This window comes from Pseudomonas sp. IT-P253 (assembly GCF_949768125.1).
Classification (GTDB): domain Bacteria; phylum Pseudomonadota; class Gammaproteobacteria; order Pseudomonadales; family Pseudomonadaceae; genus Aquipseudomonas.
In genome coordinates this window covers 106,999-119,896 of the sequence record NZ_CATKPT010000084.1, presented here as the reverse complement: position 1 = coordinate 119,896, position 12,898 = coordinate 106,999, and the positions used below count along the sequence as shown (strand labels likewise).

Here is a 12,898-nt window from a genome sequence, read left to right as displayed (position 1 = left end):
GCGTTGCATCGAAGAGGATTAGGCCACCCCTATTCAGTTCAAAAGTAGCCATGCACGAACAATATCAGCCCCGTGAAATCGAAGCCGCCGCCCAGTCGTTCTGGGACGAGCAAAAGTCCTTTGAAGTCAGTGAACAGCCAGGCAAGGAGACGTTCTACTGCCTGTCGATGTTCCCTTACCCCAGCGGCAAGCTACACATGGGGCACGTGCGTAACTACACCATCGGCGACGTGATCTCCCGCTATCAGCGCATGCAAGGCAAGAACGTCCTGCAACCGATGGGCTGGGACGCCTTCGGCATGCCGGCGGAAAACGCCGCGATGAAGAACAACGTAGCGCCCGCCAAATGGACCTACGAAAACATCGCCTACATGAAAACCCAGCTGCGCAGCCTGGGCCTGGCGGTGGACTGGTCGCGCGAAGTGACCACCTGCAAGCCTGATTACTACCGCTGGGAACAATGGCTGTTCACTCGCCTGTTCGAAAAAGGCGTGATCTACCGCAAAAACGGCACCGTGAACTGGGACCCGGTCGACCAGACCGTCCTGGCGAACGAACAGGTGATCGACGGTCGTGGCTGGCGTTCCGGTGCGCTGATCGAAAAGCGCGAAATCCCGATGTACTACTTCAAGATCACCGCCTACGCGGATGAGCTGCTGGAGAGCCTCGACGAACTGACGGGCTGGCCCGAACAGGTCAAGACCATGCAGCGCAACTGGATCGGCAAATCCCGCGGGATGGAAGTGCAGTTCCCGTACAACGTTGATTCCATCGGTGAAACCGGCGCACTGAAAGTCTTCACCACCCGTCCGGACACCCTGATGGGCGCGACCTACGTCGCCGTGGCCGCCGAACACCACCTGGCCACACTGGCTGCGCAGAACAACCCTGAGCTGCAAGCGTTCATCGCTGAATGCAAGGGCGGCAGCGTCGCTGAAGCCGACGTCGCCACTCAAGAGAAAAAAGGCCTGCCGACCACGCTGTTCGTCGAGCACCCATTGACCGGTGAGAAGCTCCCGGTGTGGGTCGCCAATTACGTGCTGATGCACTACGGCGACGGCGCGGTCATGGCGGTTCCGGCGCATGACGAACGTGATTTCGAGTTCGCTACCAAGTACAACCTGCCCATCAAGTCGGTGGTGCGCACCAGTACTGGTGACACTCACCCGGCACCTTGGCAGGATGCTTACGGCGAGCACGGCACGCTGATCAATTCCGGCGAGTTCGACGGCCTGGACTTCGAAGGCGCCTTTGACGCCATGGAAGTCGCACTGATCAAGAAAAACCTGGGCGCCTCGCGCACCCAGTTCCGCCTGCGCGACTGGGGCATCAGCCGTCAGCGCTACTGGGGCTGCCCGATCCCGATCATCCACTGCGACACCTGCGGTGATGTGCCGGTCCCGGAAGCTCAACTGCCTGTCGTACTGCCCGAAGACGTCGTACCGGATGGCGCCGGTTCGCCGCTGGCGCGCATGCCCGAGTTCTACGAGTGCATCTGCCCGAAATGCGGCCAGCCTGCCAAGCGTGAAACCGACACCATGGACACCTTCGTCGAGTCCTCGTGGTATTACGCCCGTTACGCCTCGCCGCACTATCAAGGTGGCTTGGTGGAAAAATCTGCAGCCGACCATTGGTTGCCGGTGGATCAATACATCGGCGGTATCGAACACGCCATTCTTCACCTGCTGTACGCGCGCTTCTTCCACAAGCTGATGCGCGACGAAGGCCTGGTGAGCTCCAACGAGCCGTTCAAGAACCTGCTGACCCAAGGCATGGTGATCGCCGAGACTTACTATCGTCGCGAAGCCAACGGTGCCTACACGTGGTTCAACCCGGCGGACGTCGAACTCGAACGCGACAGCAAGGCCAAGGTCATTAGCGCCAAGCTGATCGCAGACGGCCTGCCGGTGGAAATCGGTGGCACCGAGAAGATGGCCAAGTCAAAGAACAACGGCGTTGACCCACAGTCGATGATTGACCAGTTCGGCGCAGACACCTGCCGCCTGTTCATGATGTTCGCCTCGCCACCTGACATGAGCGCGGAATGGTCCGACTCCGGAGTAGAAGGTTCGCACCGCTTTCTCAAGCGCGTCTGGCGACTGGCTCAAGCGCACGTCACTCAGGGCCTGCCGGGCAAACTGGATGTCGCCAGCCTGAATGACGAGCAGAAAGCCATCCGGCGTTCGATCCACCAGGCCATCAAGCAGGCCAGCCACGACGTCGGCCAGAACCACAAATTCAACACAGCCATCGCCCAGGTGATGACGCTGATGAACGTGCTGGAAAAAGCCCCACAAGGCACCGAACAGGATCGCGCCCTGATTCACGAAGGCCTGGAAACCGTGACCCTGTTGCTGGCGCCGATCACCCCGCACATCAGTCACGAACTGTGGAATCAACTGGGCTACGCCGAACCGGTGATCGACGCAGGCTGGCCAGTGCTGGACGAAAGCGCGCTGGTGCAGGACAGCCTGCAGCTTGTCATTCAAGTAAATGGCAAGCTGCGCGGGCACCTCGAAATGCCGGCCAGCGCCAGCCGCGAAGAAGTCGAAGCCGCCGCACGCGCCAACGAAAACGTGCTGCGCTTTGTCGACGGCCTGACTATTCGTAAAGTGATCGTAGTGCCCGGGAAACTGGTCAACATCGTCGCCAGCTAAATTGGATCAGGCGCCAGGTCATGCCTGGTGCCGAGTAAAACCTTTCGGGCCGCATGATCGGCCCACCTGGTTTCAAGGGGAGCAACAAGATGATCAAACGCAATTTGCTGGTGATGGGTCTCGCCGTTCTGCTGAGCGCCTGCGGGTTCCAGCTGCGCGGCACCGGCACCACCGAGCTGGCGATCAAGGAACTCGACCTCAGCGCCCGCAACGCCTACGGCGAAACCGTGACCCAATTGCGCCAGGTGCTGGAAAGCAGCGGCGTCAAGGTTTACTCCGGCGCTCCCTACAAACTGATGCTGACCGATGAGCAGGAAAACCAGCGCATCCTCAGCTATGCGGGTGCCGGTCGTACTGGCGAGTATCAGATAAACACGGTGCTGAACTATGAGATCCGTGGTGCCCACAACCTGCCACTGCTGAGCGACAAGCTTGAAGTGCAGAAAATCTTTCTCCATGACGGCAACAATCTGGTCGGTTCCGATCAGGAAACCGCCACTGCGCGCAAAGAAACCCGTCGTGAACTGGTTCAACGCATGATGCTGCGCCTGCAACAGATCTCGCCGACCCAGTTGGATAAGCTGCAACAGACGGCCGAAGCCAGGGCCAAGGCAGAAGCCGCGGCGCTGGAAGCGGCGCAGAAGGCTGAAGCGAATACTCCGCGCCAGTCGCCAGTCCAACTGCCGCAGCAGTAAGGCTTACGGGGCGCTCAGGCGCCCCGTTCCCCCTCTCTTATGAAACTCGCTCCCGCCCAACTCGCCAAACACCTGCAAGGCGCCCTTGCGCCGGTCTACATCATCAGTGGCGATGACCCCTTGCTGTGTCAGGAAGCCGCTGACGCCATTCGTGCCGCCGCCCGCCAACAGGGTTTCGACGAACGCCAGGTATTTTCCGCCGATGCCAGTTTCGACTGGGGTACGTTGCTACAAGCGGGTGCGAGCATGTCGTTGTTCGCCGAAAAACGTCTGCTGGAACTGCGTTTGCCTTCTGGTAAACCCGGTGACAAAGGCGCCGCTGCGTTTATCGAGTACTGCTCGCGGCCGGCCGAAGACACGGTATTGCTGATCAGCCTGCCGAAACTTGATGGCAGTGCGCAAAAAACCAAGTGGGGCAAGGCACTGGTCGAAGGTCAGCACACCCAGTTCGTGCAGATCTGGCCGGTAGACGCCAACCAGTTGCCGAGCTGGATCCGTCAACGGCTGTCCCAGGCCGGGCTTTCCGCCAGCCAGGACGCCGTCGAACTGATCGCCGCGCGGGTTGAAGGCAACCTGCTGGCCGCTGCTCAGGAAATCGAAAAACTCAAGCTGATGGCCGAAGGCGGTCAGATCACCGTCGAAACGGTGCAGGCTGCAGTGGCTGACAGTGCACGTTTCGATGTTTTCGGACTGACCGATGCCATTCTGAACGGCGAAGCGGCGCATGCCCTGCGCATGCTCGAAGGGCTGCGCGGGGAAGGTGTCGAACCGCCGGTGATTCTGTGGGCCCTGGCCCGGGAACTGCGCCTGCTGGCCAACCTGTCACTGCAATACAGCCAGGGTGTGCCGCTGGACAAGGCCTTCAGCCAGGCCCGACCGCCGGTCTGGGATAAACGCAAACCGCTGATGAGCAAAGCCCTGCAACGCTACTCGGCGCAACGCTGGGCGCAGTTGTTACTGGAAGCTCAGCGCATCGATGCGCAGATCAAGGGCCAGGCCGCAGGCTCGCCGTGGATGAGCCTGAGCCGGTTGTCGTTGTTGATGGCCGGCCAGCGCCTGACATTACCCGCCGAATAGCCACTGCCCTGTCGCAGCTGGCGAAGCCTGCGTCCTGTAGCAGCTGGCGTAGCCTGCGTCCGGCTGCGCAGCAGTCGTAAAATCAGGCGGCACGGTGTGTCAGGATGATCCGGAACTCCGGGTTTACGACTGCTGCGCAGCCGGACGCAGGCTTCGCCAGCTGCTACAGGTCGCGCATGGCACGAAAGGTCCTACACAATGTGAGGTCTAGACAGAACTCCAACTTCGGCAGATTATTTACCCCGCAAAACCCACTCACTTACGAGAATCCTCATGAGCAAAAAGCCATCCAAAAATGGCCCAAACAAGGCCAAATCCATCATCGCCCAGCCACTGTTCCGCAGCCGTCAGGAACGAGCCGGCAAGGGCAAAGGCAGCTACCGCCGCGAAGCCTTCCAGCCTAATAGCTGGGAGGCTTCTTACTTTCTGGCGGCCTGAAAAGGCAGGCGCTCGCTCAACATGTTAAGGTCTGCACCTGATTCGTTTTCCCTGGACCCGTGCATGCCCCTTTGTCTTTCCCGTCGTTGGCACCTACGCCAACTGATCGCTGCCTCCAGCCTTATTTTGCTTGTCGCCTGCGCGGAAAAACCGACCGCCGCCGACGCCCAGCCGCTTCAGACCGTCCCCGTCGCGACAGCCCCTGCGGTCGTTCCGCCCGTAGTGCCGACCGATGAAAACCTCGACATCCAGCCGACCCAGACCTTCGCTGAATGGCAGGCGGGTTTTCGTAAGGAAGCGCTGGCCGCCGGCATTCGCGCTGACGTGTTCGACCGCGCATTTGCCAACGTCAGCTTCGACCCCAGCGTGATTAGTGCCGACCGCAGCCAACCGGAATTCGCCCGTCCGGTGTGGGAATACCTCGACGGCGCCCTGTCGCCGCTGCGGATACGCAAAGGTCAGGCGCTGATCAGCCAGTACGCCGACATCCTGCAAAGTATCGAGCGGCGTTATGGCGTCGATCGCCAGGCATTGGTCGCGGTATGGGGCATGGAGAGTAACTTCGGTCAATTCCAGGGCAACAAGTCGGTGATCAACTCGCTGGCGACGCTCGCCTACGAAGGCCGTCGTCCCGCGTTTGCCCAAGCGCAATTGATCGCCGCCCTGCAGATCCTGCAACAGGGCGACATTGAACCGGAAAAAATGCTCGGTTCCTGGGCTGGCGCCATGGGCCAGACCCAGTTCATCCCGACCACCTACAACACCCACGCCGTGGATTTCGATGGCGACGGTCGCCGCGACATTTGGGGCAGCCCCGCCGATGCCCTGGCCTCGACCGCGCATTACCTGCAAAGCTCTGGCTGGCAGAAGGGCCAGCCGTGGGGCTTTGAAGTTCAGTTGCCGGGCAGTTTCAATTACATGCTGGCCGACGGCACGATTCGCAAGAGCGTCGCCGAATGGCAGCAACTGGGCGTCACGCTACCCAAAGGCGCTCAGGTTCCGGCGGGGGCCGAATCCCTGTCAGCCGCCCTGCTGCTGCCAGCCGGTTACCGTGGCCCGGCCTTCCTAGTTCTCGACAATTTCCGCGCGATCCTCAAGTACAACAATTCGTCGTCCTATGCACTGGCCGTGAGTCTGTTGTCCGAGCGTTTCAGTGGTGCAGGCTTGATCAGCGGCACATGGCCCAAAGATGATTTGCCGTTGAGCCGTACCGAGCGGATCGAACTGCAGAACTTGCTGAGTGCCCGGAACTACGACGCGGGCGATCCCGACGGGATCATCGGCGCCAATACCCGCAAGGCAATCCGCAGCGCCCAGCAGTCGTTTGGCTGGCCGGCGGATGGGTATCCGACGCACAAGCTGCTAGACAGCCTGCGTAACCGCTAGAAGCATCGCGAGCAGGCTCGCTCCCCATACTGGATCTGCGTCGAACACAAATATTGTGTTCACCGCAAATTAAAGGTGGGAGCGAGCTTGCTCGCGAAGACTTACTTTCAGGCGACGAATATCTAGCGCTTGATTACCACATCCTGCTCCAACACCAACTCTTTGTTCCCCGCATCCAGCCGGACCAACGCCCCCATCGGCAACGTCAGGTTCGGATCGCAATGCCCGCTGCGCCATCCGGCCAATACAGGAATGCGCAACGATTCGAAGGTTTGCTTGAGCAGTCGTTCCAACGCCGCCGTTTCAACCCCCGCCACATCCCCCACCAGAACCCCACGCAGCTTGCCCAACGTCCCTGCCAGGCGCAGATGCGTCAGCAATCGGTCGATGCGATAGAGCGGCTCGTTGATGTCCTCGATAAACAGAATGACGCCTTCGGCATCAATCTCGTAAGGTGTGCCCATGGTCGTGGCAATCATTGACAGATTGCCCCCCAGCAAGCGCCCGTGAGCGATGCCAGGCTCGATCGTGGTCAACGGGTAGGCCACCGGGCAGGTCAGCACACTGCCCGCCTTTACCTGCCCTCGCAGCATGTTGAAAAACGAAGACTCGGTTGGTTTTTGCTTGTCACCGAGCAGGTCAGCGTTCAGTAGCGGACCGTGAAAGGTGACGAAACCCGCATAACGGCTGATCGCCAGATGCAGCGCGGTGATGTCGCTGTAGCCGATGAACGGCTTGGCGTTATGGCGCAGCAACTCGAAATCAATGCGGTCGAGCAACCGGGGCGTACCGTAACCGCCACGCAGACAAATGATGGCGTCGACCTCGCTGTCGGCGAACGCTGCGTGCAGGTCATTGAGCCGCACATCGTCACTGCCGGCCAGGTAGCCGTCCTGCTTATACACGCCGGGAAAAATCCGCAACGAATAACCGCGGGCGCGCATCCAGGCGATGGCTTTATCGGTGTCCAGCGAAGCGGGACCGGCGGGCGCAATGACGCCGATCAGTCCTTCCCGCGGCAAGGCAGGAACAGGCGCGTGTGGATAAAGACTGTGGGTAGGTCGAACGGTCATCCATGAATCTCCCTGCGTGAAAGCGTCAAGCACACAGTAGTCAGGAACGGGGATAAACAGAAGAGGGTCAGTCGCCCCGCAGGTTGCAGGAAAAGACTGTTATTGCCACAAACGAGGCAAAAAAAGCCCGCAAGGCCCAAAGGCCTTGCGGGTCCCTTTTTTAATAGCAGCAGATCAGGACGACATCAGCTCGGCTTTAACCAGCTTCGCCTGCTCGTCGGCGTGGTACGAGGAACGTACCAGCGGGCCGGAAGCGACGTTCTTGAAGCCCATCTTGTAACCTTCCTCGGCGAACCAGGCGAAGGTGTCCGGGTGCACGAAGCGCTGGACCGGCAAGTGGCTGCGGGACGGTTGCAGGTACTGGCCCAGGGTCAGCATGTCGATGTCGTGTTCGCGCATGCGCTTCATGACTTCGATGACTTCTTCGTCGGTCTCGCCCAGACCCAGCATCAGGCCGGATTTGGTCGGAATGTGCGGCATCATCTGCTTGAAGCGCTGCAGCAGGGTCAGCGACCACTGATAATCCGAACCCGGACGCGCAGCCTTGTACAGGCGCGGCACGGTTTCCAGGTTGTGGTTGAACACATCTGGCGGCTCGGCGGCGGTGATTTCCAGCGCGACGTCCATGCGGCCACGGTAATCCGGCACCAGGGTTTCAAGCTGCACGTTCGGCGACAGCTTGCGGATCTCGCGGATGCAGTCGGCAAAATGCTGGGCACCGCCGTCACGCAGGTCGTCGCGGTCAACCGAGGTGATCACTACATACTTCAGTTTCAGGTCGGCGATGGCGATGGCCAGGCTTTCAGGCTCGTTGACGTCCAGTGGCTTCGGACGACCGTGGCCCACGTCGCAGAACGGGCAACGACGGGTGCAGATGTCGCCCATGATCATGAAGGTCGCGGTGCCACCGGAGAAGCACTCGCCCAGGTTCGGGCAGGACGCTTCTTCGCACACGCTGTGCAGCTTGTGTTTGCGCAGCAGGGCCTTGATGCGGTCGACTTCCGGGGAAACCGGGATGCGTACGCGAATCCAGTCAGGCTTCTTCGGCAGTTCGGTGGTCGGGATGATCTTCACCGGGATGCGTGCAACCTTCTCGGCGCCGCGCAGCTTGACGCCGGCTTCAACCTTGGCACGGGGGGCCGGACGCTCGGTGACATCCTGCGTCGGGATCATGGTTTGCACTGCATCAGTAGTCATATCAGTCGATTCCGCCCGTTAGGGTCGTCTGCTCAGCATAGTCGAGGTGTTTGACGAGCTGCGCGCGCAGCCGGGCACTTACCTCGGCAAATTCAATCGATCCTGCATGATCGCGCAGCTGGGTCATCGCCAGCCCCGCATAGCCGCAGGGATTAATCCGTCGAAACGGTTCCAGGTCCATATCCACATTCAAGGCAAGGCCATGAAAGGAGCAACCGTGGCGGATCCGCAGACCCAGAGAAGCAATTTTCGCCCCGTCGACGTAGACACCTGGAGCGTCTGGCTTGGCTGCGGCAGTAACGCCATAGCTGGCCAGCAACTCGATCAGGCAAAGCTCCATGCGGGTGACCAGGTCACGCACGCCGAAACCCAGTTTGCGCACATCCAGCAATAGGTAAGCCACCAATTGGCCTGGACCATGGTAAGTCACCTGACCACCGCGATCGACCTGCACCACCGGAATATCCCCCGGCAGCAGCAAATGCTCAGCCTTGCCGGCCTGCCCCTGAGTGAACACCGAAGGGTGTTCCACCAGCCATATCTCGTCCGCAGCATCAGTGCCGCGTTCGTTGGTAAAGCGCTGCATGGCATGCCAGACTGGCTCGTAAGCCATCTGACCGAGCTCGCGAAAGCCCAGCGTGCCGGACATCACAGCACCATGTGCACGAAACCGGTCGCTCGCAACGCGCTATTGATGTCGTACAGCTGGTCTTGACCGGTGGCGATGATGTGCAACTGGATAGTGGTGTACTTGCCGTTGGTACTCTGGCGTTCGGCCAGAGTTTTGTGGTCAACGGTCGCGTGCTTCTCAAGGATTGCAATAATCTTGTCCTTGAAACCCACACCGGTATCGCCGATCACCTTAATTGGGTAATCCGCGCAGGGGAATTCGATTTTTGGCGCCTTTACTTCGGTATCTGTCATGGCGTAACGGCCTCGTAAGCCGTGGCAACGAACACGGCCCCGCTCCGGAATGGAACGAGGCCATGCAAGTCCACACTAATTCAGTTGAACAAGCCGTAGAAGAATAGACGGATGCTATCCCACATGCGGCGGAAGATACCACCCTCCTCGACAGCGTCCAGGGCGATCAGGTCAGCGCTGTGCACCACCTTGTCGTCCAGTTTCACTTCGACTTTACCGATCACGTCGCCCTTGGCGATTGGCGCAACCAGTTTCGGGTTCATGGTCATGCTGGCGGCAAGCTTTTTCAGCTGGCCTTTTGGCAGGGTCATGGTCAGGTCTTCAGCCAGGCCGGCCTTGACTTGATTGGTGATGCCTTTCCAGACAGGGGCCTGAGCCAGCTCGGCGCCTTTCTGATAGAAGGTCTGGGTTTCGAAGAAACGGAAACCGTAGGTCAGCAGCTTCTGGGTTTCGGAGGCGCGAGCCACTTCGCTGTTGGTGCCGAACACCACGGCGATCAGGCGCATGCCATCACGGACGGCCGAAGACACCATGCAGTAGCCGGCTTCCTCGGTGTGGCCGGTTTTCAGACCATCGACGGTCTTGTCGCGCCACAGCAGCAGGTTACGGTTAGGTTGCTTGATGCCGTTCCAGAAGAACTCTTTCTGCGAGTAAATCGCGTAGTGAGCCGGGTCTTCGTGAATGATCGCGCGAGCCAGCACCGCCATGTCGTGAGCCGTCGAGTAGTGCTCCGGGTTCGGCAAACCGGTCGGGTTCATGAAGTGGCTGTTGGCCATGCCCAGGTCGGCCACGGTTTTGTTCATCAAGTCGGCGAAGGCGTCTTCGCTGCCGGCGATGTGCTCGGAGAGCGCAACACTGGCGTCGTTACCCGACTGAATGATGATGCCGTGCAACAGGTCGCTGACAGTAACCTGCGAGCCAACCTTGATGAACATCCGCGAACCGCCGGTGCGCCAGGCGTTTTCGCTGACGGTGACCGGGTCGTTTTCGCCGATCTGGCCACGACGGATTTCCAGGGTCGCGATGTACGCGGTCATCAGCTTGGTCAGGCTGGCCGGAGGCAGACGCTGGTCACCGTTATTTTCAACCAGCACGTTGCCGCTGCTGGCGTCCATGAGCACGTAGGCCTTGGCGGCCAGTTGCGGTGGCGACGGCATCATCTCGACCGCGAACGCGGCAGGTGAGAGGAGCAGCGGAACTAGCAGGAACAGGCGTTTGGCAAAGGTGGTGATGTTCATCCGTCTCTCGAAATCGCTAATGGAAACTGCCCGAAGGCAAAACTAATCAGACGGCCTTCTAACGGGCCATCGCGTTTTCAGTTGTTCACTCAGAACCCTTGCCGGGCTTTTGTTCTTCAACGAGCCAACAACCCGGTTCACCCCCCAAACTGCAAGCGAACCGTCAATCAAGTACTACGTGTTACTCGGCGGTGACCAGGCTCGGCGAACCGAGATTGGCCATTCGCACGCTGTTCTGCACCTGCTGGATTTCACCCTGAGAACCGATCGGCCCCATGCGCACCCGATGCAGTGTCTGTTGGTTACGCACGATCGAGCTGATGAACACCGGAGCGCTCACCATCCCGCTGAGCTTCGATCTCAGGAGTTCTGCAGCGTCCGGGTTGGCGAACGCGCCCACCTGCAGATACTGGCCAGAGCCTGGTACCGAAGCGTTTTTCCTGGCATCGATCTGCACCGGCACTACCGCCGCGGCGTGTTGCTGCGGCGGTGGTGTCCATTGCTCGACAGTGCCGGCCGAAGCCGTAATCGTCGGGGCGCTATTCTGCGCGACTTGCGGCTCGTTGAGCATCAAAGGCGCCGGACGGCCTTTTTGTGCCCAATACGTTTGCGGATCGATGCCCTCGACCTTGACCCGGGCGGTGCCGATTTCGGCGTAACCGAGCTTTTTGGCGGCGGCATAGGACAAGTCGATGATCCGGTCCGAGTAGAACGGCCCGCGGTCGTTGACCCGCAGGATCACGCTTTTGTTGTTGTCCAGGTTGGTCACCCGAACGTAACTTGGCAGTGGCAAGGTCTTGTGTGCAGCGCTCATGCCGTACAGGTCATACACCTCGCCATTGGCGGTGTTCTGACCGTGGAACTTGGTGCCATACCAGGACGCCGTGCCCGAGGCAACGTAGGTCTTGGAGTCTTGCAACGGGAAGTAAGTCTTGCCCAGCACGGTGTACGGGTTGGCTTTATAAGGACCAGAGTGCAGGGTCGGCGTGGCATCCGGGATGCGCGAGACGTCGACATCCCACCAGGGGGCGCCGTCCTTGTGAGCCCGGTTGATGTCCAGACCCGGTACAGAGCGCACGGCGGTGGAAGACTTCTGTGTCGGCGAGCGGCTGGTCGAACAACTGGCGACCAGCACTGCCAGCACGGCGAATGCCATCAGCTTCAGGGGTTTATTCATAGGCAATGCCCGCATTACTTGACGCCCCGTGCTTGGACCAGCTGTTCAGACAGTTGATGTACTGCCATGGCGTACATCACACTGCGGTTATAACGCGTGATCGCGTAAAAATTCTTCAGGCCCATCCAGTATTCGGGGCCATTGTCGCCTTCCAGACGGAAAGCCGTGACTGGCATATCATCGCGCAACGCATCATGACTCGACCAGCCCAAGGCTCGCAACTCCCCGACGGTTTTAGTCGGCTCGATGCCTGTGGTCAATCCTGCATCGACCTGATCGCCACGCACGTCGGCGCGACTGACCACAGGTTCACCCGCCACCCAGCCGTGACGCTTGAAATAACTGGCGACGCTGCCGATGGCATCGTCCGGATTGGTCCAGATATTAATGTGGCCGTCACCGTCAAAGTCCACCGCATAAGCGCGGAAACTGCTTGGCATGAATTGCGGCAACCCCATGGCGCCTGCGTAGGAGCCTTTGAGGGTCAACGGGTCAACCTGCTCCTCGCGTGCCAGCAGCAGGAACTCGCGCAATTCCTTGCGGAAGAAATCAGCACGGGGAGGATAGTCGAAACTGAGGGTCGATAAGGCATCGATCACCCGATAATTACCGGTATTACGGCCGAAAAAGGTCTCAACACCTATGATCGAAACAATAACTTGCGCCGGCACGCCGTATTCTTGCTCCGCGCGAGCCAGTACGGCCTCGTGCTGACGCCAGAAGTCGACACCGCGGGCGATGCGCGCGTCGGTGATGAACATCGGGCGATATTCGCTCCACGGCTTGACCCGCTCGGCGGGTTTCGAGATCGCGTCCAGAATCGACTGCTTGCGCTCGGCTTCGCGGAACACGCCCATCAGCTGTTCACCGGCAAAACCGTAGTCGCGGGTCATTTCACCGACGAATTCGGCCACCTGGGGTGTGCCTTCGTAATCGCCGGCCAGCGCTTCCTGCGCGGTGCCAAGGATGCTTACCAGGCCGACCCACGACGCATTTCGAGTCGCCCAGCCACGCATTACTTGCATTGACATCTTCA

Annotated in this window: 12 protein-coding genes; 5 read left to right on the top strand and 7 right to left on the bottom strand. The window is 59.9% G+C overall.

Annotation, left to right across the window (positions count from 1 at the left end; all coding sequences use genetic code 11):
* The first annotated feature begins 50 nt into the window (after positions 1 to 50).
* From leuS to ACM6IR_RS27580, 5 genes are all read left to right on the top strand, one after another.
* Positions 51 to 2,657: a leucine--tRNA ligase gene (gene leuS, locus ACM6IR_RS27600; RefSeq protein WP_414910623.1), complete on the top strand. Its 2,607-nt coding sequence runs from the start codon at positions 51 to 53 to the stop codon at positions 2,655 to 2,657.
* Positions 2,658 to 2,746: 89 nt separating this feature from the next.
* A complete protein-coding gene (gene lptE / locus ACM6IR_RS27595; protein ID WP_414910622.1) occupies positions 2,747 to 3,352 on the top strand; it encodes an LPS assembly lipoprotein LptE in 606 nt (201 codons plus the stop codon).
* Between the two features lie 39 nt (positions 3,353 to 3,391).
* Entirely contained in the window at positions 3,392 to 4,429 is a 1,038-nt protein-coding gene (gene holA, locus ACM6IR_RS27590) for a DNA polymerase III subunit delta (protein WP_414910621.1), read from the top strand.
* 273 nt (positions 4,430 to 4,702) lie between these two features.
* Positions 4,703 to 4,867, top strand: coding sequence for an alternative ribosome rescue factor ArfA (gene arfA, locus ACM6IR_RS27585; protein ID WP_414910620.1), 165 nt, complete (start codon positions 4,703 to 4,705; stop codon positions 4,865 to 4,867).
* A 63-nt stretch (positions 4,868 to 4,930) separates the two neighbouring features.
* On the top strand, positions 4,931 to 6,253 hold the full coding sequence (locus ACM6IR_RS27580; protein ID WP_414910619.1) for a lytic murein transglycosylase: 1,323 nt from the start codon (positions 4,931 to 4,933) through the stop codon (positions 6,251 to 6,253).
* Positions 6,254 to 6,375: 122 nt separating this feature from the next.
* On the opposite strand, the gene ACM6IR_RS27575 is transcribed toward ACM6IR_RS27580, so the two are convergent.
* The 7 genes from ACM6IR_RS27575 to mltB form a co-directional block, all read right to left on the bottom strand.
* Positions 6,376 to 7,326, bottom strand: a complete 951-nt coding sequence (locus ACM6IR_RS27575) for a S66 peptidase family protein (protein ID WP_414910618.1) — start codon at positions 7,324 to 7,326, stop codon at positions 6,376 to 6,378.
* 174 nt (positions 7,327 to 7,500) lie between these two features.
* Positions 7,501 to 8,523, bottom strand: coding sequence for a lipoyl synthase (gene lipA, locus ACM6IR_RS27570; RefSeq protein WP_410017333.1), 1,023 nt, complete (start codon positions 8,521 to 8,523; stop codon positions 7,501 to 7,503).
* A gap of 1 nt (position 8,524) precedes the next feature.
* Positions 8,525 to 9,172: a lipoyl(octanoyl) transferase LipB gene (gene lipB, locus ACM6IR_RS27565; protein ID WP_414910617.1), complete on the bottom strand. Its 648-nt coding sequence runs from the start codon at positions 9,170 to 9,172 to the stop codon at positions 8,525 to 8,527.
* On the bottom strand, positions 9,172 to 9,447 hold the full coding sequence (locus tag ACM6IR_RS27560) for a DUF493 domain-containing protein (RefSeq protein WP_414910616.1): 276 nt from the start codon (positions 9,445 to 9,447) through the stop codon (positions 9,172 to 9,174). The genes lipB and ACM6IR_RS27560 overlap by 1 nt, the downstream gene beginning before the upstream one ends.
* An 80-nt stretch (positions 9,448 to 9,527) precedes the next feature.
* The gene (locus ACM6IR_RS27555) at positions 9,528 to 10,685 is read right to left on the bottom strand and encodes a D-alanyl-D-alanine carboxypeptidase family protein (protein ID WP_414910615.1); all 1,158 of its coding nucleotides are present in this window, start codon (positions 10,683 to 10,685) and stop codon (positions 9,528 to 9,530) included.
* 181 nt (positions 10,686 to 10,866) lie between these two features.
* On the bottom strand, positions 10,867 to 11,877 hold the full coding sequence (locus tag ACM6IR_RS27550) for a septal ring lytic transglycosylase RlpA family protein (RefSeq protein WP_414910614.1): 1,011 nt from the start codon (positions 11,875 to 11,877) through the stop codon (positions 10,867 to 10,869).
* The gene (gene mltB, locus ACM6IR_RS27545; RefSeq protein WP_414910613.1) at positions 11,877 to 12,887 is read right to left on the bottom strand and encodes a lytic murein transglycosylase B; all 1,011 of its coding nucleotides are present in this window, start codon (positions 12,885 to 12,887) and stop codon (positions 11,877 to 11,879) included. Before mltB ends, ACM6IR_RS27550 begins: the two co-directional genes overlap by 1 nt.
* Between the last annotated feature and the right edge of the window lie 11 nt (positions 12,888 to 12,898).

Bases quoted from the DNA above. Each gene is read 5' to 3' on its own strand.
- leuS (WP_414910623.1), top strand. From the start codon at position 51: ATGCACGAACAATATCAGCCCCGTGAAATCGAAGCCGCCGCCCAGTCG.
- lptE (WP_414910622.1), top strand. From the start codon at position 2,747: ATGATCAAACGCAATTTGCTGGTGATGGGTCTCGCCGTTCTGCTGAGC.
- holA (WP_414910621.1), top strand. From the start codon at position 3,392: ATGAAACTCGCTCCCGCCCAACTCGCCAAACACCTGCAAGGCGCCCTT.
- arfA (WP_414910620.1), top strand. From the start codon at position 4,703: ATGAGCAAAAAGCCATCCAAAAATGGCCCAAACAAGGCCAAATCCATC.
- ACM6IR_RS27580 (WP_414910619.1), top strand. From the start codon at position 4,931: ATGCCCCTTTGTCTTTCCCGTCGTTGGCACCTACGCCAACTGATCGCT.
- ACM6IR_RS27575 (WP_414910618.1), bottom strand. From the start codon at position 7,326: ATGACCGTTCGACCTACCCACAGTCTTTATCCACACGCGCCTGTTCCT.
- lipA (WP_410017333.1), bottom strand. From the start codon at position 8,523: ATGACTACTGATGCAGTGCAAACCATGATCCCGACGCAGGATGTCACC.
- lipB (WP_414910617.1), bottom strand. From the start codon at position 9,172: ATGTCCGGCACGCTGGGCTTTCGCGAGCTCGGTCAGATGGCTTACGAG.
- ACM6IR_RS27560 (WP_414910616.1), bottom strand. From the start codon at position 9,447: ATGACAGATACCGAAGTAAAGGCGCCAAAAATCGAATTCCCCTGCGCG.
- ACM6IR_RS27555 (WP_414910615.1), bottom strand. From the start codon at position 10,685: ATGAACATCACCACCTTTGCCAAACGCCTGTTCCTGCTAGTTCCGCTG.
- ACM6IR_RS27550 (WP_414910614.1), bottom strand. From the start codon at position 11,877: ATGCGGGCATTGCCTATGAATAAACCCCTGAAGCTGATGGCATTCGCC.
- mltB (WP_414910613.1), bottom strand. From the start codon at position 12,887: ATGCAAGTAATGCGTGGCTGGGCGACTCGAAATGCGTCGTGGGTCGGC.